Annotated in this window: 20 protein-coding genes; 7 read left to right on the top strand and 13 right to left on the bottom strand. The window is 40.3% G+C overall.

What is annotated here, in order from left to right; translation table 11 throughout:
• Window positions 1–105 precede the first annotated feature (105 nt).
• Window positions 106–2,076: an AsmA family protein gene (locus ACFI34_RS15445; protein ID WP_462674141.1), complete on the bottom strand. Its 1,971-nt coding sequence runs from the start codon at window positions 2,074–2,076 to the stop codon at window positions 106–108.
• 230 nt (window positions 2,077–2,306) lie between these two features.
• Between ACFI34_RS15445 and ACFI34_RS15440 the strand changes: the two genes are divergently transcribed.
• Together ACFI34_RS15440 and ACFI34_RS15435 are read left to right on the top strand one after the other, a co-directional pair.
• On the top strand, window positions 2,307–2,726 hold the full coding sequence (locus tag ACFI34_RS15440; protein ID WP_462674140.1) for a hypothetical protein: 420 nt from the start codon (window positions 2,307–2,309) through the stop codon (window positions 2,724–2,726).
• An 8-nt stretch (window positions 2,727–2,734) separates the two neighbouring features.
• Window positions 2,735–2,935, top strand: coding sequence for a helix-turn-helix transcriptional regulator (locus ACFI34_RS15435; RefSeq protein ID WP_462674139.1), 201 nt, complete (start codon window positions 2,735–2,737; stop codon window positions 2,933–2,935).
• 67 nt (window positions 2,936–3,002) lie between these two features.
• On the opposite strand, the gene ACFI34_RS15430 is transcribed toward ACFI34_RS15435, so the two are convergent.
• Window positions 3,003–3,713 (bottom strand): LipL32 family surface lipoprotein, encoded by a 711-nt coding sequence (locus ACFI34_RS15430; protein ID WP_462674138.1) that lies wholly within the window; start codon window positions 3,711–3,713, stop codon window positions 3,003–3,005.
• Window positions 3,714–3,927: 214 nt separating this feature from the next.
• On the opposite strand from ACFI34_RS15430, the gene ACFI34_RS15425 reads away from it, so the two are divergent.
• Window positions 3,928–5,091 (top strand): hypothetical protein, encoded by a 1,164-nt coding sequence (locus ACFI34_RS15425; protein ID WP_462674137.1) that lies wholly within the window; start codon window positions 3,928–3,930, stop codon window positions 5,089–5,091.
• Between the two features lie 281 nt (window positions 5,092–5,372).
• A complete protein-coding gene (locus tag ACFI34_RS15420) occupies window positions 5,373–6,059 on the top strand; it encodes a TorF family putative porin (protein ID WP_462674136.1) in 687 nt (228 codons plus the stop codon).
• A 93-nt stretch (window positions 6,060–6,152) separates the two neighbouring features.
• Here ACFI34_RS15420 and ACFI34_RS15415 read toward each other — a convergent pair whose 3' ends face one another.
• The 4 genes from ACFI34_RS15415 to ACFI34_RS15400 all read right to left on the bottom strand — a co-directional run bounded on the left by ACFI34_RS15415 (window position 6,153) and on the right by ACFI34_RS15400 (window position 11,431).
• Window positions 6,153–6,482 (bottom strand): Bor/Iss family lipoprotein, encoded by a 330-nt coding sequence (locus tag ACFI34_RS15415; RefSeq protein ID WP_462674135.1) that lies wholly within the window; start codon window positions 6,480–6,482, stop codon window positions 6,153–6,155.
• Window positions 6,479–6,790: a Bor family protein gene (locus ACFI34_RS15410; protein WP_462674134.1), complete on the bottom strand. Its 312-nt coding sequence runs from the start codon at window positions 6,788–6,790 to the stop codon at window positions 6,479–6,481. Before ACFI34_RS15410 ends, ACFI34_RS15415 begins: the two co-directional genes overlap by 4 nt.
• A gap of 171 nt (window positions 6,791–6,961) precedes the next feature.
• The gene (locus ACFI34_RS15405) at window positions 6,962–10,540 is read right to left on the bottom strand and encodes an ABC transporter permease/M1 family aminopeptidase (protein WP_462674133.1); all 3,579 of its coding nucleotides are present in this window, start codon (window positions 10,538–10,540) and stop codon (window positions 6,962–6,964) included.
• Between the two features lie 9 nt (window positions 10,541–10,549).
• Window positions 10,550–11,431, bottom strand: a complete 882-nt coding sequence (locus ACFI34_RS15400; protein ID WP_462674132.1) for an ABC transporter ATP-binding protein — start codon at window positions 11,429–11,431, stop codon at window positions 10,550–10,552.
• 187 nt (window positions 11,432–11,618) lie between these two features.
• On the opposite strand from ACFI34_RS15400, the gene ACFI34_RS15395 reads away from it, so the two are divergent.
• The gene (locus tag ACFI34_RS15395; RefSeq protein ID WP_462674131.1) at window positions 11,619–12,296 is read left to right on the top strand and encodes a nitroreductase family protein; all 678 of its coding nucleotides are present in this window, start codon (window positions 11,619–11,621) and stop codon (window positions 12,294–12,296) included.
• Here the strand turns inward: ACFI34_RS15395 and ACFI34_RS15390 are convergent.
• The 3 genes from ACFI34_RS15390 to ACFI34_RS15380 are packed head-to-tail and all read right to left on the bottom strand — an operon-like array spanning window position 12,289 to window position 16,935.
• The gene (locus ACFI34_RS15390; protein ID WP_462674130.1) at window positions 12,289–13,362 is read right to left on the bottom strand and encodes an efflux RND transporter periplasmic adaptor subunit; all 1,074 of its coding nucleotides are present in this window, start codon (window positions 13,360–13,362) and stop codon (window positions 12,289–12,291) included. The genes ACFI34_RS15395 and ACFI34_RS15390 overlap by 8 nt on opposite strands.
• Window positions 13,352–16,627 carry an efflux RND transporter permease subunit gene (locus ACFI34_RS15385; RefSeq protein ID WP_462674129.1) on the bottom strand — a complete coding sequence of 1,092 codons (3,276 nt, stop codon included), beginning with the start codon at window positions 16,625–16,627 and terminating at the stop codon, window positions 13,352–13,354. Before ACFI34_RS15385 ends, ACFI34_RS15390 begins: the two co-directional genes overlap by 11 nt.
• A 5-nt stretch (window positions 16,628–16,632) precedes the next feature.
• Window positions 16,633–16,935, bottom strand: coding sequence for an ArsR/SmtB family transcription factor (locus ACFI34_RS15380; protein ID WP_006794225.1), 303 nt, complete (start codon window positions 16,933–16,935; stop codon window positions 16,633–16,635).
• Window positions 16,936–17,066: 131 nt separating this feature from the next.
• Here ACFI34_RS15380 and ACFI34_RS15375 point away from each other — a divergent pair, with 131 nt between their 5' ends.
• Together ACFI34_RS15375 and ACFI34_RS15370 are read left to right on the top strand one after the other, a co-directional pair.
• Window positions 17,067–17,255, top strand: a complete 189-nt coding sequence (locus tag ACFI34_RS15375; protein ID WP_010557722.1) for a YgaP family membrane protein — start codon at window positions 17,067–17,069, stop codon at window positions 17,253–17,255.
• 5 nt (window positions 17,256–17,260) lie between these two features.
• On the top strand, window positions 17,261–17,605 hold the full coding sequence (locus ACFI34_RS15370) for a rhodanese-like domain-containing protein (RefSeq protein ID WP_462674128.1): 345 nt from the start codon (window positions 17,261–17,263) through the stop codon (window positions 17,603–17,605).
• 80 nt (window positions 17,606–17,685) lie between these two features.
• Here the strand turns inward: ACFI34_RS15370 and ACFI34_RS15365 are convergent, their stop codons facing one another.
• From ACFI34_RS15365 to ACFI34_RS15350, 4 genes are all read right to left on the bottom strand, one after another.
• Window positions 17,686–18,510, bottom strand: coding sequence for a hypothetical protein (locus ACFI34_RS15365; protein ID WP_462674127.1), 825 nt, complete (start codon window positions 18,508–18,510; stop codon window positions 17,686–17,688).
• A 45-nt stretch (window positions 18,511–18,555) separates the two neighbouring features.
• A complete protein-coding gene (locus ACFI34_RS15360) occupies window positions 18,556–19,101 on the bottom strand; it encodes a PH domain-containing protein (protein WP_462674126.1) in 546 nt (181 codons plus the stop codon).
• Window positions 19,102–19,428: 327 nt separating this feature from the next.
• The gene (gene pulA / locus ACFI34_RS15355; protein ID WP_462674125.1) at window positions 19,429–23,733 is read right to left on the bottom strand and encodes a pullulanase-type alpha-1,6-glucosidase; all 4,305 of its coding nucleotides are present in this window, start codon (window positions 23,731–23,733) and stop codon (window positions 19,429–19,431) included.
• Between the two features lie 22 nt (window positions 23,734–23,755).
• The gene (locus tag ACFI34_RS15350; RefSeq protein WP_462674124.1) at window positions 23,756–26,635 is read right to left on the bottom strand and encodes a TonB-dependent receptor; all 2,880 of its coding nucleotides are present in this window, start codon (window positions 26,633–26,635) and stop codon (window positions 23,756–23,758) included.
• Window positions 26,636–26,705: the final 70 nt, after the last annotated feature.

Genomic DNA, 26,705 nt, shown 5'->3' with positions numbered 1-26,705 from the left:
GAAGAAATTTTATTAACCTTGGTGAAGCTATGTGACTATTTTTTAAATGGTTATAAAATAAACAAGGCACTTAAAAAGTGCCTTGTTTATTTTACTAGTAGTTATTTAGCCAAATAGTCCTTTTAATTTGTCTTTTACTTTATCTTTGGCCTTCTCTTTCGCTTTTTCTTTTGCGTCATCGAGTTTCTTTTTAGCTTCATCTTTTAAGGCATTACTTACATCTAAGTTTATACCCACATCGTGAAATGGTCCTTTTATACGCAATGGTATTTTAAAGCCTGTACTGTCATCGGTTGTGCCTTGACCCTCAATTGAATCCACAATGCCCGTTACCAAGCGGTAATCTACTTTAGTCAGGGGTAAATCCACATCCCCTTCACCGGAAATACGAATTAAAGGACTTATTAGCGACAGGTCTTTATTCTTACCTACGCCGTTTATAAAATTAAAGCTACCAGTGAGCGCAGAAAAGTCTGTTTGCTCAGCGTCTTCAAAACCAGTATCTAAACCCTCTGAAGCTGCGCCAAAGTTCCCTGATATAATTTCTTTACCTTTGCGAACCATTTCAGCGACATTCGCTCCTTTTACCGCACCATCTGCAAATTTAAATCCTAATTGGCCATTAAGTGCACTTATAAACGATTTTTGACTTTGCCCAACTGTAGATAAATTCCAATTTAAAGAGCCTTTACCGAGTAACTTGTCAAAACCAGTTGCATCAGTTAATAACGGCTGTGCATCAATATCTGTTAAATTAAAGTTTGTAGCTATCTTATAAGGAGCATTTTGAGCATCAATAGTAATTACACCTTTACCAGCGCCTTCATACGCTGAAAAACTGTCTAAGCTTAATTTAGCCACACCCTTGTTAATCGCCACTGTAAATTGATTTGCACCAAGCTCAATATCGTTTGCTTTTAAACCGCTTGAACGAATAACTACATTAGCATCTAGTGCATTTAATGCACTTAAATCAATTTTCGTATCGTCCCATACAATTGGCTGAGCAGGCGTAGATTCTTTACTTTCGGGTTCTTGCTGTTTTGCTACGGCTTCTGGTAAGTAAGGGTTTAAATCGAGCATGCCCAAGTCAATATCAGCATTAACGGCCAATCGACTTCCTAAATTGAGCTCACTCTTACCTTTTATTTCTAGCTCATCTAATGTAGCGATTAACTGTTCAAGATTAAAAGTTTCACCTGCAAGATGCATTTTACCGTTTACACTAAAGGCATTAAACGCGTTTTCTTTGGCGTTTAAGTCTACCCCTTGCCAAGTTGCTAGGTCTTTAACAGAGTTACCACTGAGCGCTAATTCGCCTTTTATATCTTGCCCCTGCTGAGCAATATCCCCATTGAAAGTTAAGTCAACTAAGCGTGAGTCAAGACTTTGCGTGACTTTGAATGTAGAGCCTTCGATTGCTTTAGCTGGTGTATCTAATGTTATATCCAGCTCAAAACGCTCTTGCATATAAGTAATACCGCCTTTAACTTCTAATGTTTTGCGAAGAGAAGGGAGTAAAATAGCTAACTCTAAATCACTAATTTGTTGCTTGGCGCCCGTTTGACCATCTAGATATGTAAATGTACCGCCATAAATAGCGACCTCACCCAGCTCAATATCAAAGCTAGCAGGTAGCTTAATTGCCTCACCAGGCTCAGTTTGCTCTGTTGGTTGCTCTGCTACCGCATCAAACAACTGCCAGTTAGCTTTACCATTTTTATCTGTCTCTAATAAAATATCTGGTTCGTTAATAACAAACTTATCAAGCTTAAATTCACCGCCAAATAATGAAAACCAAGGTATATATATCGCTAACTGCTGCATACTTACCATATCAGCTCGCGAACCTGTTTGCATATTAGCAAAGTGGACATCATTCAACTCTAACTTTAGTGCAGGAAACACACTAAGCGTTTTATCACCATTAATTGTTAGCGTTCTTCCCGTCGTTTTTTGTACTTCCTCTGATACTTTATTAAAAATGGTATCGGTAGGAATTAAAAAAGGTGCTGCAACAATTAACGCAATACAAAGTAAGAGTATTACACCAAAAATTTTGATTAAGGTTTTCATGTTCGTCCTTTAAGCGGTCAAATTATGTTTTTATCATAGCGAGTGTTAAGCCTAAAAGCATTGCTATAGATACAAAAAAGCTCATAAAAGCAGTTTACTTATTTGATATGAATCGTTCCTGAAACATTTTGATACCTTTAGGTTACAAAAAATAATTGACTCATTGATACCCCAAGGTTACATTGATACCCAGAGGTTACATAATGTTAAATTTTAAAAGGAAATGATATATGTCAAATCATGATATTAAAAATGAAGAAAAGTTTATGGGCCAAAATGCTTTGTTCTCATTATTCATGGGAGTCACTTTATTAATCATCAGTGTTTACCCACTGCTTACTCAAACATCAGCCCCACTGTTGTTTTTTGGCACTGCTGCTTTTTTAGGTTCATTCTGTATGTTTATGATCAGAGGCGGGTTTACATGGAAAATGAAATACCACCTTACCTACAAAGATGAGTACTTAAACACCATCGACACCATTGCCTATAAACATGTAGTCCTTGGCTTACTTTTTAGCATGGGTGGCGTTTACTTATTCTCAGATGATTTGGCTTTAGAAGTGTCTCACACCATGATGGCCTCGTTTTATCTTGCTGTAATGTGTTTAATATATGGCGTATCAATTCTTTGGCAAAGCAAAGATTAGGAACAAAAGTGCAAAATAACATAGCAACATTTCGTAAAGAGGCAGGGCTTTCGCAGCAAGAACTTGCCGATGCTATTAGCGTATCGCGTAAAACAATAAGCACTGTAGAAACAAATCGATTTACGCCGTCGGTCATTATAGCGCTTAAAATTGCAGCTAACTTTAACATGCCCGTTGAGAGCCTCTTCATTTTAGAAGAGACTGATTAAATCAAGACAACTCATTGACTTATTCTTACCAATGAGTTGTTTCTATTAGTAATTTTAATTTAATACTCTATTCATTTACTAATTCATTTAATTCTTTCAAAGTAGAAGCTATTTTTATACCAGGTACGTTACTTCCTAATGTTGCTATAAATGAGCCTTCTACCTTTCCTTTTTTATAAGTAGTAAAAACCACACGATATAGGCCTCGTACTAGAGCTTTATCAGGTCTGCTAAGGTCAGTTTCTATTCTAACAAGTGAATTGTATTTAGCGTGTCTTTGCTCGTCGTAAGTATCATCACTATCATCATCTTTTTCGAGTATGTTAATTACTTTACTTGCCATTTTAATATTATCTGGTGATACAATATCCATGCGCTCAACACGAATCCAAGTATCAAACCAAGTTTCCTTATCAGATTTTACTTTTTGGCCGTAATTAGCTTGTACGAAGTCTTCTTTTTCTGGTTCAGCTAAATTTCCAACAGGTGAAATCATCCTAACTCCTAACTCATCGATAGCTGCCGGTATCCATATATATAAGTAGTATGCATCCTTACCTTTAACAACAGCATCAGGTTTTGATTTATCATCAATAAAACCAAAGTAATTAACCGTATTCACATAAGGTACGGATACACTAGCAAAACCAATACCTGTTTTTTTAGCTGAAGTTAAAACTGGCAAACCATCATCATCCATTAAACTGTTCAAGCTAAATCCAGCATGAGCCGAACTGGTTGTTAGTAGAAAAGTTAAAAGAGTTGTCCTTATTTTCATTCTAGAAATCCTATTTAAAATTTAAATTAACCACTCCAATGTGATTGATCAAATAAGCTACAATGAAACACCTTTTTTTGCTATAGAAATTTAACTAAGTAGCTAGATTAAGCTACTTCTGCTATAATAAAGGGAATTACCCTACCAGTTGCTTTAAGCCCTGAACACTTATATGAAGCAGCCCAAAATCGTTAATCCGGAGTATCTACAAGGCATGAAAAAACTGCTAATTTCACCGTCAAAAATGACACTAGGCGAGCAAGAAAATCAAATCTATCAGAACATTCTGAAACAATCTTCAGAATTAAGCCTTAACCTTATGGCCGTGAAAGTAGAAAACCATCCTGATGATTTTTTACCTTGGTGTTATGAGCTATTAAACGCAAGCAGAGATCGTATTAACTACGATTTACTTGAGCCGCAACAGCTACCTGTTCTTAAAAAACTACATGATCAGCTTATTTCGGCTATCAGCTTTTTACAAGTTAAAACGCTTCGTGTAGCCCCTTGGCCTGTGGTAAGTGTATTTATAGAGCAACATAAAGACGTTATTGCACTTGATGAACAACTTCGTTTAGCAAGTTACGTAAAAAGTATTCGTGAGCAATCATTAAAAGACATGATCCCTGAAGACCTTCTTGCTTTTACTGGCAAGCATATGGCTTCACTTGATCCAAGCACATACGATTTTGATGTTGAGTGGTTTGCATCAACTAAGAGTGCTAAAGTTTTCCACCAACTCATTGGTGATTTACCGGGTGCGTTTGATGACGCACTGGCTAATATTCCTCTTGAAGGTGACATTACCCATTACGAGTACCAACAGTTTGTAGCTGCTTATAGCAAAATATTTACTGATAGCAGTGAAAAACCAACACTTGCTCCGGCAACACGACTACTTGCAATGCGTCGCCCTGATATTTTTACGCCAATTACAAATAGCCGTTTAGACGCATTGTGCTCAGCACTTGCGGTTACAAAACTTAAAAATAGTGATTTTGAGCGTTACTGGCAAGATATTGTAAAAGGCATTCAAGCTATGTCATGGTACAAAATGGCAAATGCTTCAAATGAATTAGAAGAGCAATTAGTGTCAATTAAAGCGCTTATACCGTGCTTTTTTTATTACGCAGATAATAAAACACCAGATAGCTCTAACTACATTAAATTACTCAATAAACCAAAACGTAGCGCCACTAAAACGGGTAAAACACAACGCAGAGGTAAAGAGTCGGCTGAAATTTTAGTTGACCGCGCTTTGGCCGCCGATGATATTCCTGAGCATATTCGTAGCAAACGCGACTCAATAATCAGCGAAGTTCAAAAAGGTCGCAGTGTAAACGAAACAATTAGTCTAATGCGCACCATATTTGGCTAAATAATTCTAAACAAGCTGTACTTTCATGGTGCAGCTTGATTATTTTATGCACCAGCGATGTGCGATAGAATATTTCTTCCTCATAATCTTAACCACCCATCCAAAACACAAGTCATTGTTAATAAATAATAAAACTTAAATTTTAAACAAAATAAATCAAGCTGGCACACACAGTGCAATTCTATTCTCAGTTAAACAATAAAAACGCATAAATCAAAAGGCTACGGTCATACATAATAAAAGCCTTCCTATGCAAAAATTCATATAACGGGAAATGGAACATGTTAAAACTAAAAAAAACAATCGCTTTTAGCGCAGTGGCATTAATGGCTGCAACGTCACTTACATCAACAGCAGTAAATGCTGAAGTATCTGCGAATGTAGCTGCTACCTCAAATTACTTATGGCGTGGACAAGAACAAACTGGCGGTGACGCAGCTATCTCTGGTGGTATTGATTACGCTGACGAATCTGGGTTTTATGCTGGTACATGGGTATCTAATGCATCTTGGGCTGACGAAATGACCTACGAGCTAGATTTTTACGCAGGCTTTGGTGGCGATATTAGCGAAGGTGTTAGCTACGATGTAGGTTACATTTATTATGCTTACCCAGACGCGGCATCAAGCGCAGATGCTGATTTCTCAGAAATTTACGGTAGCATCAGTGTTGAAGGCTTTACCTTTGGTGCATCAGTGCTTGCTACATCTGCTGCAAGTGGCGACGGTACAGACTTTGGTGACTCACTTTATTTGACAGCTGATTACGGCTTTACCGTAGGCAGCAATGGTACAGAAATGGCTTTACACATAGGTCATTACTCTGGCGACTTTATTGGTGACGAAGACATCATTGATTACGGTGTGTCTGTATCAAAAGATGGATTCACATTTGGCGTATCAGACACTGATATGGACGAGTCAGATGTAAAAGTTTACGTTGCTTACGCTGTAGACTTCAGCCTATAGACAAACATGTGTTACTTGCTGCAACTGAAGGGCCATTTGGCCCTTTTTTTAGCACCTAGCATCTTTTCTTTGTATTGGGTTGTATTTAAATTATTACTCAGATTTAAAAGGTACCTTAGTGCAGCTCACTTCAACTGTTTTAGGGTACCAAGCCGGGCCTATCTGATTAACTACAACCTCCGCTACTCCATTACTAAATGACTTATACGTGTGCACCGTTTGCCATTGTCCTTGTGGACAATGCTCACTCAAATCAACCGCATCAGATCCCTCATACAAAGCTAACGCAAAATTATGATGCCACTGAGAACTATTGTGCGACTGGTTATTAACTTTTTCAGGTACACCATTATCAAAGTAAATATTTGTGCAACCAGTTAACATAGCAAAAGTAATACTGCCTAAAATTAATTTAAGATTCATAACGCCTCCTGCGTATTTTGCTCTTCACACCATACCTTTATGGTATGTGGTGAATAAATGCCTAGCGTAATTAAACTCAATGCACCATCGCTAAATGTTTGCTGCGACTGCATTTGAGCAGCTTGTGTATCTGTACAAATCTCTTTTACATCCACACGTTCCTCTCCTACTAATCCCCATAAATAAAATGGACGGCTATCTTCGTAGGTCGCTTTACTTGTAATTTTTGCGATAGCGTGTGGCTGTATGGTAACCGCAGAACAGGCGCTTAAGCCTAACACTACAAACCCCATTATTAATGATTTCATGTTTGTCCTTACTTGGTACTCACTTTCAGTAAATAAACCTTACAGTAAACCAGTTAAATAATGAGTAAAAAGCTGTGCGAAAAATGTAGCCAGCCTTACAGATTTCAAACAGTTTTTTACACAAAAAAAGGCCGCAAAATTGCGGCCTTTGAGTAAATGTGCTGCCAGCTATTAAAACTTAGCTAAGTTATTTACGTTATCTTTATCAACCAGTTTTACGTACGGATCGACTCCTGCAAATAAAGGTTTTTCTTTTACCTTTAACTCAATAATATTAGTACCCGTTACTATTTGATGTTTTTGTGAGTAAATCACAAAATCTTCAGCCAGTAGATTTTCAGGATCGTCACTAAACAACACAATATCAATTAACTCATCGAGTGGCTGCTCTGTTTCTTCACCTTGACCATCAGCACGTTGCTTAACAGCTTCAACGTTTAACGTAACACTGTAAAAGCCATCACTGTCGGCTTCGTCTGAAACCGAAACCTCTTTCATTTCCAGCTCATACAAAGTGATATATTTAAACTGATCGTCGATAAAGTTTTGTTCAGCTTGGGTTGCGTCTTGTTTTAAATAAGTAAGTAAATCAAGTGTTGTTGGGTATGGCTTTGATTGGTACTTAAACTCATTCAAAAATGCCTTAAGTGCAGCGTTTAAGCGTTTTTCACCTAAGCGATCATATAGCGCCATCATCACAACAGAACCTTTATTGTAGTGAAGATACTGCTGAGCCTGCGTTTTATACAGCGGCATTTCTTCAAACGCTTCCCCTGTACGGCCCATTAAGTATTTGTCTAGCTCGTATTTTAAAAACTTACGTAGCTTCTCGGCGCCAAAGCGTTTTTTTAGCACCATAAGCGCACTGTATTGGGAGAGTGTTTCTGATATAACGGCACTCCCCTCTACATTAGCACCTGATACTTGATGACCCCACCATTGATGCGCCACTTCGTGTGCGGTTACATAATAAGGAAGGTCAACTTTACTCTCATCCCTCAAATCTGTAACAAAACCAATACTTTCTGAGTAAGGCACTGTATTAGCAAAACTTTGCGCAAATGAGCGATATTTAGGAAACTGAATGATACGTAACTGCTTATGCTGATACGGGCCAAATGCTTGCGTATAGTAATCTATCGAGTCTTGCACCGACTCAATCATACGATCAACATTCCATGCATGATCTTTGTGGTAGTAAACCTCAATATTAACACCGCTATGCTCAACCTTTTTACTTTCAAGCTCTGCCGAAAGCACAGAATAAAAATTTAAAATGGGCGCATCCATTTCATAAACAAAGGTGCGGCGTCCATCTTTTACACTTTCACTTTTTAAGTAACCAGGTGTAATAGCAAATTGCGACTCATCGGTCGTTACCGTTGCCTTGTAGCTTATAAACCCATTAGCAGGACCCAAGTCACTTTGTGTATAGTACCGGCTATCTTCTAGTTTATGTGCACGTTCAAGTTCAGGTAAATCGTGCTTACGACGCTCATACTTATCCGCAATTTGAAAATACTTTTGATAACCAAAATTCGGTAATAGCTCCAAATTATTTATAAAAGTACCGTTATGCACGAGCTGAGTATCTGAAAACCTATCAACAAAACCGTTATGTTCACGAGCAACTGAAAGCTCACCTTTGCGTACTTCATTAGGCATTAGCGGTTGTTCAAACTCAAACCATACCATGTCAAAGTCAGGTAAACGCTCTACTATTTTGCCGCCCGCCATTTTTACATCCCAGCTTTTAGCTTGGTTTGGCTTGTTGATTAATACACGGGTTATTGGCTCGTTTGCGGTATTGGTAAATTTAATGTTAGCAACAGCGGTTAAAGCACGCTTTTTAGGGTAAATATCAATATGTAAATCGACACCGGTTATTACAGGCAGTGGCAAATCTTTGTATTGTGAAAATTCTTGTTCATACCTTACCTGTAAAGCTTCGTTATCATCACTTGTTACAAACTCGTTGATTACTCGGGTGTTGTAATAAATATTGTAACCCGCCCCCACAAATACTAATAAACTTATAACGGCTACAATCTGGCCTTTTAAAGACATATTGTAACGTATTAAAGATAGGCGAGTGCGCAATGTTTGCGATGGACCGCGATGCCATAAAGCAAACCCAACTATAGCCAAAAATACACTTAACGCGCCCCAATATAGAGTGTACCAATGCGCGCCTTGTAAAAAGTGTCCGTAACCATTTATATCAGAATACGGTACGCTACTACTTTGTGAGAAATGATACATGTGATGTTCAAACCCATAAGCACCCATTACCATTTGGGCGATGTAATACAGAATAAATAACCCCATACCTATGTATTTATTAGGGCTAATTATTTGTAAAAAGAACGCCAAAATAGCCATCATAATTAAAGGCAGTAATGTAAGATAACCTAGTCTAAATAAGTACTGCCCAAGCTCTAGATTAAATTGCCCTTTAAATAGTTGCACCGCAATGGTAAACATCATACCTATTAAATAAAGACCACACACCGCAGTGATTAACGCGATAATTTTAGATACCCAAAACACACTGTTATGAACCGGGAAGCTGTCAACAATATCACCCATACCACTGTGGCGTTCTCGCCAAACTAGCTCAGCGCTGTAATAAGCAATAATAATAAACATAAACAAAGCGGAGGAGTTTTGAATAATGCTCACCATATTTTGCGTAAGCGGCCAATCCGTCGTGCCATACGCGCCAATAGGCGCAAAGAGCGGCACAAGCAACATAGTAATACTTACACCCGCTAAAATCATAAAAGGAGCACTTAATGTAACCTGCTTAAGCTCAAATAAGCTGCGCATTACTAATTGCGACTGCGTATTGACCCCTTTTGACTTGTAATTTTTAGCGCTGCTAATAAGTGCTGCCTGTTTGTTTTTTACAAACGTAGAAACAGCAAATTGCTTTTTCTGTTTTTTACTTACTACGCGACTACCTAACTTTCCAAGACCAAAAAACATTGCAACACTTATTGCCACCCACAATATACGGTTAACTAAAAGGTCACCTGTGAGCGTTAGCACTTCTGTGTTTTTATCACTCACAGTCCAGTAACGCGTTAAATCAATTAAAGACCCCAAGCCAAATGGGTCGGCGTAAACAACTATATTTCTAAATGCTAAATCATCAAAATAAGCACTGGCTATTTGATAGGTTATAAAAACAACAACGGCCGTTACATATACCGCCATCATGGTTTTAAAATAAACCGCCACACTATTAAAGATAGCACTGAGCACCAATAAGCTTGGCACCGCTAAATATAAAAAAGGCGCAGCGTAATATATAAACTTATTAGGGCCTACTAGCTCACTATCGAGCCAGCCAACCAACAAGCCAAACTGAGATCCTAAAAACACGCCTAGTGGCACAGTTAAAAAAACAACGAGCACAACCAAGTAAGCACCAAAAAAACGTCCTGATTGATAAGCAAGCGGGTTAACGGGCTTGCTAAACACCAGCTCATCCATTTTGGTCTCACTATTGCGAATCGCTGAGCTGGCAACAAAGTTAACCACTAAAAACATAGCAAGCGTACAAAAGGTAACCGTTAAAACCATAATGGTATAAGGCGAGTTCATATGAACATTAGCCCCACCTAACGGAAACTTACTACTGGAGCTTAAAAAAAACGCCATAAAAAAGAAGATTAATGAGGTTACATAAAATGAAGGCTGGCGCACAAAATAGCGCAGCTCAAAAGCGAGCATATTAAAAAACATAGCGCCCCCTTATGCTACTTGGCTGTTACGATGATTAAGCAACGTAGAAAAATACACATCTTCTAGGTTTGCACTGCTGAGCTCAAAACCTTCAGGGGCTTCATTGGCTAATACATGCAATATGGTTTGCCCAGCAAATAAGCGTTTAGAAATAACAGGTAGCTGTGGCTCAAGCTCTTGCGCTTCTTCTTGGCTCATGGCTTTGCGCCAAATTTGCCCTTGCAGTTTATCGGTAAGCGCAATGGGGTTACCCTCTAATAATATTTTTCCGCCTGCCAGTACTGCCATATTAGGGCATAGTTCAGCCACATCTTCTACTATGTGGGTTGATAATATAACGACTTTTTGCTCGCCTAAGCTTACTAACAAGTTATGAAAGCGATTTCGCTCTTCAGGGTCTAGCCCTGCAGTTGGTTCATCAACGATGAGTAAATCAGGGTCGCCCAATAACGCTTGAGCAATACCAAAACGCTGGCGCATCCCGCCCGAAAAGCCACTTACCGCTTTTGAGCGATGTTGATATAAATTAGTATGTGCTAGTAGGCCTTCAACCGACTCTTTACGCTCCCCTTTATTATGAATCCCCTTTAAAACAGCCATATGGTCTAGCAAGTCGTAAGCACTAACACGCGGATAAACACCAAAATCTTGCGGAAGGTAACCTAAACGTTGGCGTAGTGCCTGTGGGTCTTTAAATACATCAATACCATCAAAGGTAATTGAACCCGCGTCGGCAGATTGTAACGTTGCAATAGTGCGCATTAGCGATGACTTCCCGGCACCATTTGGCCCAAGCAGCCCAAACATGCCTTTACCTATTGATAAATCAACACCTTGCAGAGCGTGCACGCCGTTGTCGTAGGTTTTTGATAACCCTGTTATTGATAGCATTTTTTACTTCCTTGAATTGTAAGTATTATTTTTATACTGTTTTATACCACATTAAAAACGGGAACATAAGTTACGCAGTGGCCAACTTTGTAACAATAAATAAACAGCAACACACTCTAATAACACTTGCTTAGCAGTGAGCCTCTCGGTATAAAAAGCACACACGACTTACAAGAAGCGAAAAGCCATGCAAGAACATAAAAGCCAGCCATTGACCGATTTTATAGAATACTCACACGATGAAATGTTAGCCCGTGCAAATGAATTTTTACAAACAAGCCAGCGCCGCCATAGTATTCGCAGTTTTAGTGACCGCCCAGTGCCAAAAGAGATTATCGAAACCTGTATAAAAGCAGCAGGTACAGCACCTAGTGGTGCAAACCACCAGCCTTGGCATTTTGTGGCTATTAACAGTAGCGATGTAAAAAAACAAATACGCGACGCGGCTGAAAAGCTAGAGCGCTCTTTTTACGAAGGGCGAGCAGGCGAGGAGTGGCTGGATGCATTAAAACCATTAGGGACTGACGCGAACAAACCCTATTTAGAGCATGCACCTTGGCTTATTGCTGTGTTTAGTCAAAAAAAGGGCGGCGTGAGTACTGACGATAAAAATACAAATTACTATGTGCATGAGTCTGTTGGGTTAGCAACGGGGTTTTTAATACAAGCTCTGCACCGAGCAGGCCTTGCAACGCTTACTCACACCCCAAAACCTATGAGCTTTTTAACAGACATTTGTAGCCGAGATAAAGATAACGAGCGCCCTTATATGCTATTAATTGCAGGCTACCCGGATGAGCATGCAACAGTACCAATGCACGCCCTAGATAAAAAATCGATTGATGAAATAGCCAGTTTTATTTAATACCGTGCAAGGGGGAATAATCAATAGCAAGTACATCCCCTTCTTTCAGGCCAGCAATTACATGGTGTTTGTGATTAACCATTGTACCTAACCTTACGAAACGTTTAACTGGCGTTTCGTTTTCTAGTACATACACCATGTTTAATTGCCCAAACTCATGTACCCAGCTTGGCTCAATTAAAATACCTTGAGTGCTTTTTGTAGGCAACTGCAACTGTGCGTAAAGCCCAGGAATTAACCCTAACTGTGTATTCGTGTCTAGGCGAATAAGCAAGCTACGCGCGCTACTATCGGCAACAGGGACTATCTCGCTTACTACGGCAGGTGTTGTTATTGCCAAAGATGGAAGAACCACATTTAAGCTATCTCCGAGTTTTAATTTTACAGCTTGTTGTTCACGCACATTAAATTCAAGCTGTAATTGCAATGGGTTATACACAGTAATAAGTGGCTTACCCGGTGTTGCGGTATCGCCAGGCTCTGTTAAGCGCTCAACCACAACCCCTGAAATGGGCGCTATAATTTGAGTATAATTTAGCGCCACTTTTGCTTGTGCTTGCTGCTGCTGAGCGGCGGCTAAATTAGCAGTAAGGTTATCAAATTTAGCCTTAGCATCATCCAATTCACTAATAGACACCAACCCCTTAGCATTTAAATCACTCATTCTAACTAATTGCTTTTGAGCTTGCGTCAACGATGCTTGCACGGCGTTAATATTAGCGTCGCTTTGTGCCAACGCCGCTTTAAAATCATCTTGCTTGAGGGTAATAAGTAAATCGCCCTTAGTGACTTTATCGCCCGCTCGTACCTTTAACTGCTCAACCTGCGCCATCACATTTGATGAAATTTGCGTATTTTGTTTTGCTATTACACTACCCGATACCTGCTCAATACCGGTGATGCTTTGCAGGGCAATGGTGACACGCTCACCCTGATAATTACTGTGTTGTGATTCTTTTAAACCAGCAGTTTGTTTGTCAGAAAAGCTGCCCGCCATGTAAAGCACAGCCATAATAATTACCAATAAAGCGATTAAAGCACCGATTAGTTTTGATTTACCCTGCATGCGCTTCACCCTCTGAACTTGCAAACACTAAATAATAAACAAGTGGCACTACAAATAACGAAAATACAGTAGACGCCACAATACCAAAAATTATCGCAATCGCGAGCCCGCTGAATACCGGGTCAAGTGTGATCACTAAGTTACCCAATAAGGTCGTGCCTGCGGTTAGTAATACAGGGCGCATGCGCACTGTTCCTGCAGCAACCAGCGCATCTTTTATAGCCATGCCTTGGCCTCGGGCTTGATTAATAAATTCGACTAAAATAAGCGAATTACGAACCACAATACCAGCAAGGGCAATCATCCCAATCATTGCTGTGGCGGTAAATAATACCGGCTCAGGAGCGCCAGCTATAGCACGTTCTCCAAACTGATTTAATAACCAAAAACCTGGCATAATACCTATGACCGTGAGCGGAATAGCCGACATAATAATTAACGACAAGCTCGCTGATTGTGTTTGTACACGTAAAATAATAAATATGGCACTAAGTGCGAAGGCAAATGCAATTCCCATATCCCTAAACACATCTATGGTAATACGCCACTCACCCTCACCACTAAAGTTAGCATAAGTGCCTTTAGGTAATTGCCATGGCACAGTACCGCCATTATTAAAAAAGTGGCGGTTTATCCACGGTGTTTTTTCAAAATAGTTAGGCTCGGCGTTAAAATCAGCATTTACGTCTGCAATAACCTCTGCTGGCGTTCTCCCGTTTAGCTCAGCCATAACATAAATTACATCGCGTTGATCTTTACGAACCCGAATGTCAGCAACCTGATGTTGCGTAAATTCACCTAATTCTGAAAGCGACACTAATGGCCTAGGTGCACTTTGTAAGCCAAATTCATTGCTGGTTTTAGCTAAGTCTCTATCACCTCTGACTTGCAGTGCAAGTAATTGCGAAATTTGATTACGCTCGCTGTATGGTAACTGTAATTTAATATCAACAGGCTCTGTTTCGTTACTTACGTAAAGCACACCCACGGTTTCACCTTGCGTGGCAACACTTAACGATTGGGCAATATTTTGAGTAGAAATTGCACTGATTGCCGCTTTGCTCTTATCGGTTATAAAACGCTGTAAAGGTGCGGGCGCAACCATAGAGGTATCCACTTCGACTACGTGTGGCTCTTGCTTTAAACGTTCAGCTAATTGTTTAGCTGCTTGGTAATGAGTTTGCTCATCAACAAAATCATCTCGGTAAACCTCAGCAACTAAAGTACTTAATACGGGCGGACCAGGAGGCACTTCAACAACTTTTATTACTATGCCTTGTTTTGCTAAAGGTGCGAGCTGTTTACGTAAGCGCATAACCACAGAATGTGATTGATGCTCGCGCTCAGACTTATCAATCAATAACACTCTTAGTTCTGCTAAATGTGAAGCTTCACGGCGATAATACCCACGCACCATGGCATTAAAATCCATACTTGAAGGCTTACCAACGTAGGCTGCTATTTCACTTACTTCGTTTAATTGCCAAGTGAGTGTTTGCACTTGTTTGGTAAAGGCTGCGGTTCGTTCTAAATTTGTGCCCTCTGGCATGTCTATTAATACTTGTAGCTCATTTTTATTATCAAACGGTAATAGCTTTAAAGGCACTAAACGCATCACTGGCAGCATTGCGCTAATAATAAACAAAATTAATGTGCCCCATAATACCCATTTTGCGCGCTGCTTTGAGACAAGCAGTGGGCTTAATAACGTTTGATAAATACTGATTTTGGGCTTAATTTCAGTGTGGGTATCTGTATTGGGCTTGAGTAACTTCATCGCAAGCCATGGCGTTACAAAAAACGCCACAATGGTGGATACCATCACGCTGATTGGAACGTTAAATGCCATAGGTGCCATGTACGGTCCCATCATGCCGGTAATAAATGCCAGCGGAATAAATGCCACCATAATCGTTAAAGTTGACATAAGTAACGCACCGCGAATTTCGCTCATTGCGCCAACTATTTGCTGCTTTTTGCTGCCTTTTTTATTTAAAAAGCGGCTTATATTATCAATGCCTGTAATTGGGTCATCTACCAATAAACCTAACGATAAAATAAGTGCAAATAACGTTACTCGGTTAATGGTATACCCAAACGCAAAATCCAGTGCTAGTGTAATGCCATAGCAAATAGGCACCGCTAATCCAACAACAATGGCGGGTCGCCAGCCCAAAAACACCCCAACAAATATCACTACCGTAAATACTGCAAACACCAAGCTTGATGTTAGATTATTTACTTTTTCATTGGCGGTTTGCCCGTAATCTCTTAATACCGAGTAGCTCACTTCTGGCGGTAAAAGCGTGCGTGATAACTCGGCCATCATTTGATGAACATCGTTTGCCACCGCAACGGCATTCGTGCCTGTTTGCTTAGCGACACTTAATGTGACCATGGGTAACTGTTGAGCATTAGAAGATTGTGCAAGCCATTGGTAATGTTCGCTCTCGCCAGGCCCGTCAATCACGCTTGCAATATCAAGTAAGTAAACGCTCTTACCGTTTACTACATTCACTACAAGCTGCTCCACTGCAGACTTATTACGTAAAACGTCACCCGCTTGCAAAGCTATTTTTTGCTGATCATTTACAACACTGCCTAGTTGCGTAAGTTGATTAGATACACTTAATGCATAAAGTACATCGCTTATAGTCGTTTGGTGAGCAGCCAACGCGCTGGCATTTAAATTAATAGTGAGCGTACGTTTACGCCCAGCAATCACTTTTACCTCGCTGGTGTTTTCAATACGCTGTAAAGCACTCGCAATTTCGTTTGCAAATCGTGTTAATTCGTAATCGCTATAGAGTTGTGGATCTTTACTGTACAGCCCAAGCATAACAATGGGAACATCATCGACCTCAACGGGCCGAATTTGCCAATTTTTAATAACAGAAGGCATTGTATGCTGGTAACTATTAAGCTTGGCGTAGGTATCTAAAATAGCTTGTTCGCGATCATGCCCCACCTCAAACCTAAGTGTCACCACGCTAGCGCCAGTTTGTGTGGTTGAATAGATATGTTCAACACCGCCAAGCTGGGAAAGTAACTTTTCAAGAGGCTGAGTCACCAGCCGTGTTACTTCGGGCGCTTCTACATTCGGAGCCGATACATATATATCAAGCATAGGCACCACTATTTGCGGCTCTTCCTCGCGAGGCGTTTGTTTTAAAGCAAACAGACCAAACAAAATTGATAACACAAAAATAATAACCGGAATACGACCCGTTAAACTGCTTTTTACTGCGTTATCAATCATGTTCATTACCACTACCCCTTACAAAACAAACCATACAATGTGCCTAAAAGATGAATAGCATTTTGATCAATCACACGGTAATAAATAGTTTGCCCCTCACGGCGAGTCGCAACAATATTCGTTTTTCTAAGGGCAGCCAAATGCTGAGAAAGTGCCGACTGCGCTAACGGCACCGCTTCATTAAGCTGTGTTACACTCATTTCGGTATCTTGCAACGAACATAAAATCATTAAACGATTTTTATTAGCTAAAATTTTTAATAGCTGCTCTGCTTGCTCAACGTTCCCCGCCATAGCAGTAAAATCAATATTCATATAAAGCTCTAATAATCTAATGTGATCGCAGTATAAATTGTTACATTAGAAAAGTCTAATATTAGGATTTACTAATATATGAAATGCGATTATAGTAATTAGGTATTTAACTGGATAAGTGACCTACTATAATGAAACTCAATAATGCGCTTCGTCTGATCGCTGGCATAATGATTGTGATCTCAATTTTATTACAAACCTATCACGATCCTAGGTGGGTATATTTTACAGTGTTTATTGCCCTAAACTTGATTCAATCGGCTTTCACTAGCTGGTGCCCTATGATTACACTACTACGCAAATTTGGCGTTAAGGAATAAATATAATGCTTACTTCTATCCCCGATTTACTCAAAGTTATTACACCTAACCAACGACGTATCGACGCTGAACAAGCAAAACAAGAGATTAGCGAAAACAAGGGCTTACTTATTGATGTGCGCGAACCCGCAGAACATGCCACCAATCCTGCTGTAGGCGCTATTAATATTCCGCGTGGCTTACTTGAAATGAAGTTGATGGAAATAGAAAAAGACGCTTCCCGCCCTATTTATCTGCACTGCGCTAGTGGCGCACGCGCCACATTAAGTGCTGAAGCAATTACACGTATAGGATATGAAAACGTCACCGTTATTACTTGTAACGCAACGCAAGTGTGTGAAGTTTTTTAATTATGGTAAACCCAAATAATTAGGGCCTTAGTTAGTAGACTCGACGATAAAAATCGTCGAGTCTACTGATTCAAGTTGGCTTAATTTGTTTGAAAATAAAAACGCGTTTCTGTTATTTTTTCAATAATGTCATATTCTAAGCCCATGTGATTATACTCGCCTTGAGTTGGTATTCTTGAACTGTAATTAACAACAACACCCCAATGGTTATCACTCACTCCTCCAAAAATTATGCTCATACTTTTGTCATCATTTTTAGTGATAGCAGCAACATTATAAGCACTCATTAACTCCCTAACTTGCTTAGTTTCTGCTGATAACGTCATTAACTCTTCATTTTCACCTAACTCAAAAACTTTATAATTAGCTGAGGGAACAAATCCCGCATACTTAGATGGATAATAAGTAACAAGTTGAGCTGGCGTGAAAAATGTATTATTTATTCGATAAACAAACATGTCTGTTTGCTGAATAAGATTTAGATCTGTTGACTGATTGAATTTAATAAGCTCATTCATCGTTACTTTTAAAAAGTCGTCAATTAAGCCTAACCGTTCTTCTTTGCATGCCTGTTTTTTACATATCGTAACAGTAGGTAATTTGGAGAGTTGTGTCTTATTTATATTTAAAAAATTACGACCCAAAACACCTAAATTAAAGTTTGCAAACGCTTGTTTATCTTTGTCTTTTTTAAATTTAGTCGGATGAACATCAAGAAAACCAAAAGGATAAAATAACGGCAGATACGCGAGAGGTAGATCACTTTTAGGTAATATATCTCCAGCATGCTTTAGCAATGCTCTATATTCTGCGTCTATATCCTCATTAAAATAAGGTGGCATGCCACTGGCCTTAATCGTAGCCGCATTAATCAATAAACATAAAAACAGTCCATATCTCAGCATATTTTTTTAATTTCCTTAATAAGTGCTTTTTGTGTGTAGCAAAAGCTATTTTTTCTCATCAAGTAGCGTAACAAGCATGTTTTCTATGTTTTTTACGCTATAGGTAAGTGCACGTATTAACTCTAGTTGGCTTTGCGGGGTTTCTTCATTTGATGATTTTACTGGTGTACTTGCGGTTAAGTTATCTTTTTGCTCAAGTATGGCTTCTCTGAATTCACTGGCATTTTCAACACCAAGTAATGACACCAATGCACCGTGGCTAGACTGCCCAGCCGTTTCAAAACTTAAACGATACAGCCCAAACATGCGCATTATTGGGCCTTGACTTAGGCCTACATCGGTTATTTTTTCAAGTGGTATTGATTTTTCTTCTTTAAAAAATATCCCGCGTTTTACAACGAGTTTTTGCGTGAGCAATTGTGCCGACATAGCCGCCAATATTCGCCCTCCCACCAGCCACACAATCGCCAAAACAATAGGTAATAACGGAATGGTCACCAGTGCTAACACACTAAAAAAAGCGGCCATTAGCATCCAGTATTGCTGCACTTTAGGGTCGAAAGATGCGCTTTTTAAAACGTGGTTATTCATAAGTTTATCCTTAATTTAATGAGAGCGTATCCCCTGTACTAGGTCGTTTTTACGCCTTTAGATACTCAAGTTACGTGAACAGTAACTTTAATACAATTTAATTTCTTACATTGAAATAAATTGTCACACTTCCTTTTATAATCTCCCTTTAAACAAAAAAAATCTTCAACCTATGCTCTGAACTGGCTTCACTTTACATAAAGTTTATTTTCACATTGGAACGCGAATACCATGGGTTAACACCAATTTTTAATATGCATTTAATAAGGCATTAAAAAGCCGAGCATACAAAGGTATGCTCGGCTTAGGTCTGGGAAAATATAACTGCTACTGTTTATCTATAAGTATGCTCACATTTTCTCTATCTGGACCTATTACCTTAAAGGTGTAAGTACCTTGTTCGGTAATATTGAGTGCTATATTAGCGCCTATAGCTTCGAGTGAAGTAAGCTGACCAACAGTGGCTACAGGTGCATCACCTGTACCGCCATAATCAACGGTGCTCCAATCTTCAGACGCTACTTTAAACTCATAATCCCCCGCTTCTAACTCTATGGATGTAGAGTAAACCGCATTACCTTCGTACATCAGTGGGTTGTCTGTACCCCACCCATTTAAACTGCCGCGAATAAACACCGGTGTTTGTGCAAACATTTCAGCGTTAAGTACTTTCAGTGCTACGTTATTTAAATCACTGGCGTCAAATATAAACTGGTATTCACCTTCTTCTGCAATATCCATGGTCATATTTGCGCCTGCAACCGATAACTGCTCTGCAGTGCCTATCATTACACTTGCATCACTCTCGCCAGAGCCATAATCAACCGTACTCCAATCTTCAGACGCTATTTTAAATTCATAGCTTGCAGCACTCAGTGTTTTAGTAAACGTATAAATACCTTTACCTTGATAGCTCAGCTCATCGGTTATTCCCCACCCATTAAGCGTCCCACGCACATAGATGGCAGTGCCTACAAATGGCTCTTCATTATATAGAGTAAGCGTTGGATTTTCTGGGTTTGAAGCATCAAGCGAAAATACATAAGTTGCATCAATAGCAGCACTAAAGGTCATGTTTGCACCTGAGCGCGTTAATGGCTCGCTTTGGTTTTCAACAACGTCTTTATCGGCATCAGAAAGCGCGCCAAAATCAACCGTTGACCAATCTTCAGAGGCAATTTTAAATTCGTAGTCGCCAGCGCTTAACGCAATTGCTATACGGTATTCACCTTCGCCAATATAGTCGAATGCATCGCGTGTGCCCCAGTCGTTTAACGTACCACGAATAAACACTGCGGTGCTGCCATAAGGTACAACATCAGGTGCGCCTACGGTTGCATTTGCACTTAAGCCAGTACCTTGGCTCTCACCTTGGTTTTTAGTAAAAACAGCTAGCGTATAAGGAGGTACAGTAAATGTGCCTTCGTTTTCGCCAGCAGCAAAATTGGCGCTGGCCATGCTTGCATCAACACTGTTTTTTAATACGTCATGTAATTCAAAACCCGCTGCAGTGGCAATGTTATGGCTAAGAGTTTGCTCGGTTGCGTTAATCACCACAACAAGTGCATCAAATGCTGGATCTAAGTCTGTTAGCCCTTCACCATCATCAATGCTCATTACTATTAAGCCGTGTTGCTGGTTTTTACCCACATTATGAAATCCGACACGGTCAATAACATCTTGTTCAGTTGTTAATCTAAATAACGGGCTTGCGCTGCGGATAGCCAAGAATTCTTGAAATACATCACCTGCATACGCTATGTCTTGCGGCATTGCCTGTGCATCTGGATTAGCAGAGATAGGCATAATTTCAGACCATTTTTCTTGGTTCTTCTCCGCGTTTGGTAAACCAATGTTCCAGTTATTATTTTCCTTAGTTAAATCAACAGCATTAAACCAATCACCGGCATTATAGCTATCACGGTCCATTGACTTAGAACGCAGTAAATCAGCGCCCAATTGCATAAATGGAATGCCTTGGCTAATAAGTGGAATAGACAATGCCATGTTGTGCGCGCGCACACGTTGCTCAATACTCATGCTTGATGCATGTTTGTATTGCAACTGATCCCACAGTGTTTCGTTATCATGCTTAGATACGTAGTTAATGCTATCTGCTGGGTCTAATGCATACGCTGTGGGTTGTGTATTCCAAGTAAAGCTATTCCCTTTCGATGAATTACCTTTAAAGTCTTTTAAAATGTAATTTTGTAAGTTGCCCGCCAGCGATAACCGTAACGTATCTTGTTCAGCTAGGTTGCCATCTGTCGGGTTATTGCTAAACATTGCACCACCACGTACAGCTTCACGAATACGGTCGTTAAAGGTACCGACTTCTGAGCCTGCCATATCAGCCTGTTTAGCTTGTGTGAATAAACGATTGTTAGCTACTTCACCAAAATCCCAGCCTTCACCGTAAAAATAGTTATCAGGGTCGACTGCTTGCACTGCTTCACGCGCAGCTAATATTGATGATTTAGGCATATGCCCCATTACATCAAAACGAAAGCTGTCATAACCAAAGTCACGAGCAAGAATAACCATTGAATCTGCAACAAACTTATCCATCATTACATGCTCTGTCGCTGTGTTTTCACAACAGGTTGAGCGCTCTATTTCACCACTTACTTCGCTATAGCGGTGGTAGTAACCCGGCACTAGCTTATCAAATACCGACTTATCCCAAATACCCGACGACGTTGTATGGTTATAAACCACATCCAGTACAACACGAAGTCCTACTTCTTGTAGTGATTGCACCATAGCGCGTGTCTCAACTACGCGAGCAATGCCATCGCTGCTTGATGCATACGAGCCTTCAGGCGCAATAAAATGATGAGGATCATAACCCCAGTTAAAGCCATCTAAATCACGCATCGCACTAGCTAATGCTTGTGCATCATCTGAGCCAGGTAGGTAACTTTGCATAATATCGACAATCGTGCTGTTTTTATCTTCGATTTTACATGCATCAGCTTCATCGTTAATACGCTCACATAATTTACCTAAGGTGTCTGTAATTTCCACACGCTGTGAAGCATTTTCTTCAATGGTGCCAATATCAGTCACTGGCAGTAAATGAAAGTGTGTTAAGCCTTTATCTGCTAATTGCTTAAGGTGCTGCATTGGCACGCTTTCAAGTTCAGTGAATGCAAGGTATTTACCACGGTTTGCTTCGCTTACTGACTGGTCGCGAACACTAAAATCACGTACATGGCCTTCATAAATAACCGCATCTTCTGGGTTAGTAATAGTAGGCACAATACGCTCATCCCAACCTTCGGGTTTAGTGTCGTCGTCGCTTAAGTTGATTAGTTGCGAATAAAGCCCATTACTCGATACATTGAGTGAGTATGGGTCGGTACTCCATAAGCTTTCAATTGCTTTAGTGGTTGGATGATAAACATCAAATGCAAAACGGAAATAATGACGATCGTATTTGCTATCTAAACTGATAGACCAAATACCTGTGTTGCTATCAAAAGTCATCGCACTGCTATCAACTTGCGTTTTATCAGCATCGAAAACCGTGATCATCATATTATTTGCAGTGGGTGCCCAAACCGATACATCGATTGCATTGTTATTATAATGCACACCTAGCATGGCTTCATTCGCGTCGCTTTCACCTTGAGTGTAAAGTGCGTCTAATGCTTTTGCTGATTGTACAAAGGTCGCTTCTAGTAGCTTGCCATCGGCATCGTAGCCTGCAACAACAAGCTGTTGCTTTATAAGCTGCTTTGCAGCGTCTGCATCCCAATTTCCTTGATAAGCAGTCCAATCCATTAAATGCGGTACTTTTACAGCTTGCTCATCACTTAACTCGGTTGCAGTCAGCTCAACAGTTTCACCATTTAGTCCAGTGTCTAAATCAACCACCAAGTCAGCGGTTGCTGAAGAATGCAACTTAATGATTTGTGTAAGCTCATTACTTGGCTTATACAATACTGTATTTAAATCAATCCAATGTGCTGATGCACCATCTATCGCTACCGGACGTTCACCCAAGCTTAAAATAGGGTATTCAAACACCGAAGGCTCACCATGAATGGTAAAGTTCATACGCTGAAACTTTTCATCGTCTTGCATAAGCGGCATGGTTAAATCAACATCACCAAACGCTTTACCCGATCCTTCGGTACCAATGTGCACAATAAAATTAGCACACTCGTTATAACCTTCTTTGAGGTTAATTATCCAGTAGGCACCGTAGTTTGGGTCAATGCCATCATATTCATGGCCGTTAGCCCAATCGCTCGTGTCAAATGGAGGTGCATAAGCATCACACACATCATTATTCCACGAATGTAATCGGTAACCTTCGTAGTTATCGTCGGCTAAACGGTTATAAAATAAAACCGCCTCACCTTCACCAGCAAATACAATAGGATCAGGCAGGGTTGGGTCGGCGCCCACTACACAGCTTTCGTTTTTTTCATCCGGTACAGTAGGCGCTGCACACGTTATAGGCTCAGGGTCCACACATTGCGAGCCTGCTTCGTTTGGTACTTGTGGCACATTACAGGTTAAAAGCTGCTGCCCCGACTCAACTTCATCTGTCCCACCACATCCTGCTAATATCATTAACCCTAAGGCTATTAGCAAATATTTAGACATTGTTATAATTTTCATTTTTAAACGCTCCGTTTGCTAATTAATGACTGTATGTAAAACCAAGATAAAACTGACGACCAAAGTACTGAGTAGTCCCTGTTCGCTGCTGCGACCCAAAGTAACTTTGAGTTGGTTCATCGGTTAAGTTATTAACTTGCAAAAGCATGGTGAGTGAATCGCTAAAGCGATAAGACGTTTGAAAATCAATGACGGTTTCAGCATCAAAATTAACCACTTGTTCGTTAATGGCAACCTGCTCTGATACAAACTCATCGCGGTAACGCACATTAAGGCGCGTTTCAAAATCGTCTAAGGCATAAAATAACGTGGCATTTAGCACATTATTAGACAACCCAGGCAAAGATTGAACGAGAGTATCGCCCCCTAAACTGGTGATCGATTCAATTTCACTTTCGGTGTATGAGTAGCTTGCGTTAGCGCCCAAACCATTAAATGGTTCAGGTAAAAAGGTAAACACTTGCGTATAAGCAAGCTCTAGCCCTCTAATGTAGCCACCCTCGCCATTATTAACTGCCGTGGTATAAATACCGTTGGTCGTTGCAACTTGCTCACCACTGACTGGATCTTCTATTGAGTCAGGTACGTTAAAGCCATTACCTTTAAAGTCGAAGTTTTCGATTGATAAGGTTTCTACAAACGAGTCTATATTTTTATAAAATAGCGCCGCAGCGATAGTACCGTTACCTTCTTCAAAATAATATTCGTAAGATAAATCGTACTGGTCAGCATAAAAGGGCTTTAAAAATGGGTTGTTATTACTTGAACCGTTAATAACACCATCGTCACTTACGTTTGCGCTGGCATCGCCCGCTAAGCGGTTAATTGGCGCACGCGACATAACTTTAGCCGCAGCAAAACGTACAAGTGAATTGTCGTTAAGTTGCAGGTTTAAATTTAGCGAAGGAAGGTAATCTGTATATTTAGTGCCTAATATATTTGGCGCGTATAAGTCATTTACAATGCCGTTCTCATCAACAATATTTTGCGCACCTAAGCGCGCATCGCCTGCTACGTTTTCAAGTACGGTTGCTGATTGGTCGGTTTCGATACGGCGCACACCCACATTACCTGATAGGTCAAGGCCTGCAATTTGCGTGTTAATGTTTACCATCACGTACGCGGCTAGCACATCTTCAAACACCGAACCGCTTTGTAACACTGACCACGAGTAGTTCGTTGTGTAACCTTGCGCGTCGTCAACGCCATCGGCATTGCCCCAGGTTTGTACTGGCTGTGGCGTACCATCTGGAAACCAGGCATTAAGTGCTTTATCTAAATCAATGGCTAAATACGATGGAAAATAACTAAAGTCGCCCTGCCAATCAACTACTGATGCCATATCGTCGGTTAAACGCAAAGGGGGCTGCGTTGATGAAAATGCCCCGTCGTTACCGTACTCAAATACCGAACGCTTTCTGCTGTATTCTCTATCTGAATAGCGTGCACCAAATTCTACTGAGCTAAAAATATCGCTTTCTAGCTCGTATTTAAAATCGAGTCTAAATGCCGTTACTTCATCCTCGGTTTGATCAGGGTAAATGCCATATTTACTGACCATTACTCGGTCTATATCACTAAAGGCGGCCGCCTGATTAAACCCAACGTCAGGTAAATTTAAGCCATTTAATTGATAGTTAATTGCAACGTTGTTATCAAATACCGGCGTTTCTGCATTGGCATCTTCAGCTACTAAGCTCCACAACAAACCATTTCTAAAATTACTTTTTGCGCGAGAAAGCGCTACATCGGCATTAACATTTAGTCTATCGGTTACTTGCCAATCGGCATTAACGCCAAAGCTGTCTACTTCGTCAAAATCTTGGTTGTCGTCATTCACTATTTCAACACGGGTATAACTTTTCGAAGTACGATTAACAGCAGCACCAATTACAGCATTACCATCAAGTTGCGCATTTGCGTATGCTGCAGATGGGCCGCCTAATTTAACCCTAAAACCGCGGGCAAATGACTCTTTATCAAAGCGCGATAAAAACGCATCACCTTTTAATTTAAAATTATCTACCGGTGCCCACTCTATGGTAGCTAAATAGCCATTACGGGTTTCTTCACCGCCCAAATGCTGTAGCTCAAAGCCTTCGCTAATGTATTCACTTTCTGGGCTATCTATGGGGCCATTTGTGTCGTTTGGTGCGCCATCAACATCTTTTCTATCGTTGTATGCAAGGCCAATGAACTGTGTTGCTACACTTGGTTGAAATAAACGCGCAAACCCCAGTGCCACACCTAATGTATCGTCCAAATATTTACCTTGATACGAAAAGCTAATACGGTCGCCAAATTCAGTGGCATCGGATACCTCTGATGCACGGTCGTTATACATACCACGCACATTAGCTACAAATTTATGTTTTTGATCATTATTAAGTGGGCTGGCAGTTTCAAGCTCTACCGTACCGGCCACACCGCCTTCAATAAGCGATGCCTTTGGCGATTTATATACCGCCGCAGAGCTAATTAATTCTGATGGGTATTGGTCAAACTCAATACTGCGGCTACCACTTGTAGACACCTGCTCACGACCGTTAAGTGTTGAAAATACAAAGCCGCCCGAAAGCCCGCGTATATTAATTTGTGCAGCCTGCCCACCAGTACGCACAGCTGAAATACCCGGTAAACGAGTCAGTGCATCGGCCATTGAAATATCAGGCAAGGCGCCTAAGTCATCAGCAGAAATTTGTTCTGACACCGTATCGCTAAATCGCTTTTGGTTAAGCGATTGAATTAAGCTGCGACTAAAGCCGCGCACTTCAATCACTTCTACATCGGTTTGAACTTGAGCAGGTTTGTTCGTGTCTTCAGGTGGTTCTTCAGTAGCTGCAATAGCACTATTAGCGGCAAATAATGCCAGCATGAGCGCATTTAATTTAAACTTTTGCATGTGTGTGCCTTTTGGTTATTGTTTTGTGTGGTGTGTCAGTGCAGTAAAAACACACCCAACAAATTGTAAC

This window comes from Pseudoalteromonas sp. PSi26 (assembly GCF_054960575.1).
This window is presented reverse-complemented; position numbering and strand designations above follow the sequence as displayed.

Bases quoted from the DNA above. Each gene is read 5' to 3' on its own strand.
- ACFI34_RS15445 (WP_462674141.1), bottom strand. From the start codon at position 2,076: ATGAAAACCTTAATCAAAATTTTTGGTGTAATACTCTTACTTTGTATT.
- ACFI34_RS15440 (WP_462674140.1), top strand. From the start codon at position 2,307: ATGTCAAATCATGATATTAAAAATGAAGAAAAGTTTATGGGCCAAAAT.
- ACFI34_RS15430 (WP_462674138.1), bottom strand. From the start codon at position 3,713: ATGAAAATAAGGACAACTCTTTTAACTTTTCTACTAACAACCAGTTCG.
- ACFI34_RS15425 (WP_462674137.1), top strand. From the start codon at position 3,928: ATGAAAAAACTGCTAATTTCACCGTCAAAAATGACACTAGGCGAGCAA.
- ACFI34_RS15420 (WP_462674136.1), top strand. From the start codon at position 5,373: ATGTTAAAACTAAAAAAAACAATCGCTTTTAGCGCAGTGGCATTAATG.
- ACFI34_RS15415 (WP_462674135.1), bottom strand. From the start codon at position 6,482: ATGAATCTTAAATTAATTTTAGGCAGTATTACTTTTGCTATGTTAACT.
- ACFI34_RS15410 (WP_462674134.1), bottom strand. From the start codon at position 6,790: ATGAAATCATTAATAATGGGGTTTGTAGTGTTAGGCTTAAGCGCCTGT.
- ACFI34_RS15405 (WP_462674133.1), bottom strand. From the start codon at position 10,540: ATGTTTTTTAATATGCTCGCTTTTGAGCTGCGCTATTTTGTGCGCCAG.
- ACFI34_RS15400 (WP_462674132.1), bottom strand. From the start codon at position 11,431: ATGCTATCAATAACAGGGTTATCAAAAACCTACGACAACGGCGTGCAC.
- ACFI34_RS15395 (WP_462674131.1), top strand. From the start codon at position 11,619: ATGCAAGAACATAAAAGCCAGCCATTGACCGATTTTATAGAATACTCA.
- ACFI34_RS15390 (WP_462674130.1), bottom strand. From the start codon at position 13,362: ATGCAGGGTAAATCAAAACTAATCGGTGCTTTAATCGCTTTATTGGTA.
- ACFI34_RS15385 (WP_462674129.1), bottom strand. From the start codon at position 16,627: ATGAACATGATTGATAACGCAGTAAAAAGCAGTTTAACGGGTCGTATT.
- ACFI34_RS15380 (WP_006794225.1), bottom strand. From the start codon at position 16,935: ATGAATATTGATTTTACTGCTATGGCGGGGAACGTTGAGCAAGCAGAG.
- ACFI34_RS15375 (WP_010557722.1), top strand. From the start codon at position 17,067: ATGAAACTCAATAATGCGCTTCGTCTGATCGCTGGCATAATGATTGTG.
- ACFI34_RS15370 (WP_462674128.1), top strand. From the start codon at position 17,261: ATGCTTACTTCTATCCCCGATTTACTCAAAGTTATTACACCTAACCAA.
- ACFI34_RS15365 (WP_462674127.1), bottom strand. From the start codon at position 18,510: ATGCTGAGATATGGACTGTTTTTATGTTTATTGATTAATGCGGCTACG.
- ACFI34_RS15360 (WP_462674126.1), bottom strand. From the start codon at position 19,101: ATGAATAACCACGTTTTAAAAAGCGCATCTTTCGACCCTAAAGTGCAG.
- pulA (WP_462674125.1), bottom strand. From the start codon at position 23,733: ATGAAAATTATAACAATGTCTAAATATTTGCTAATAGCCTTAGGGTTA.
- ACFI34_RS15350 (WP_462674124.1), bottom strand. From the start codon at position 26,635: ATGCAAAAGTTTAAATTAAATGCGCTCATGCTGGCATTATTTGCCGCT.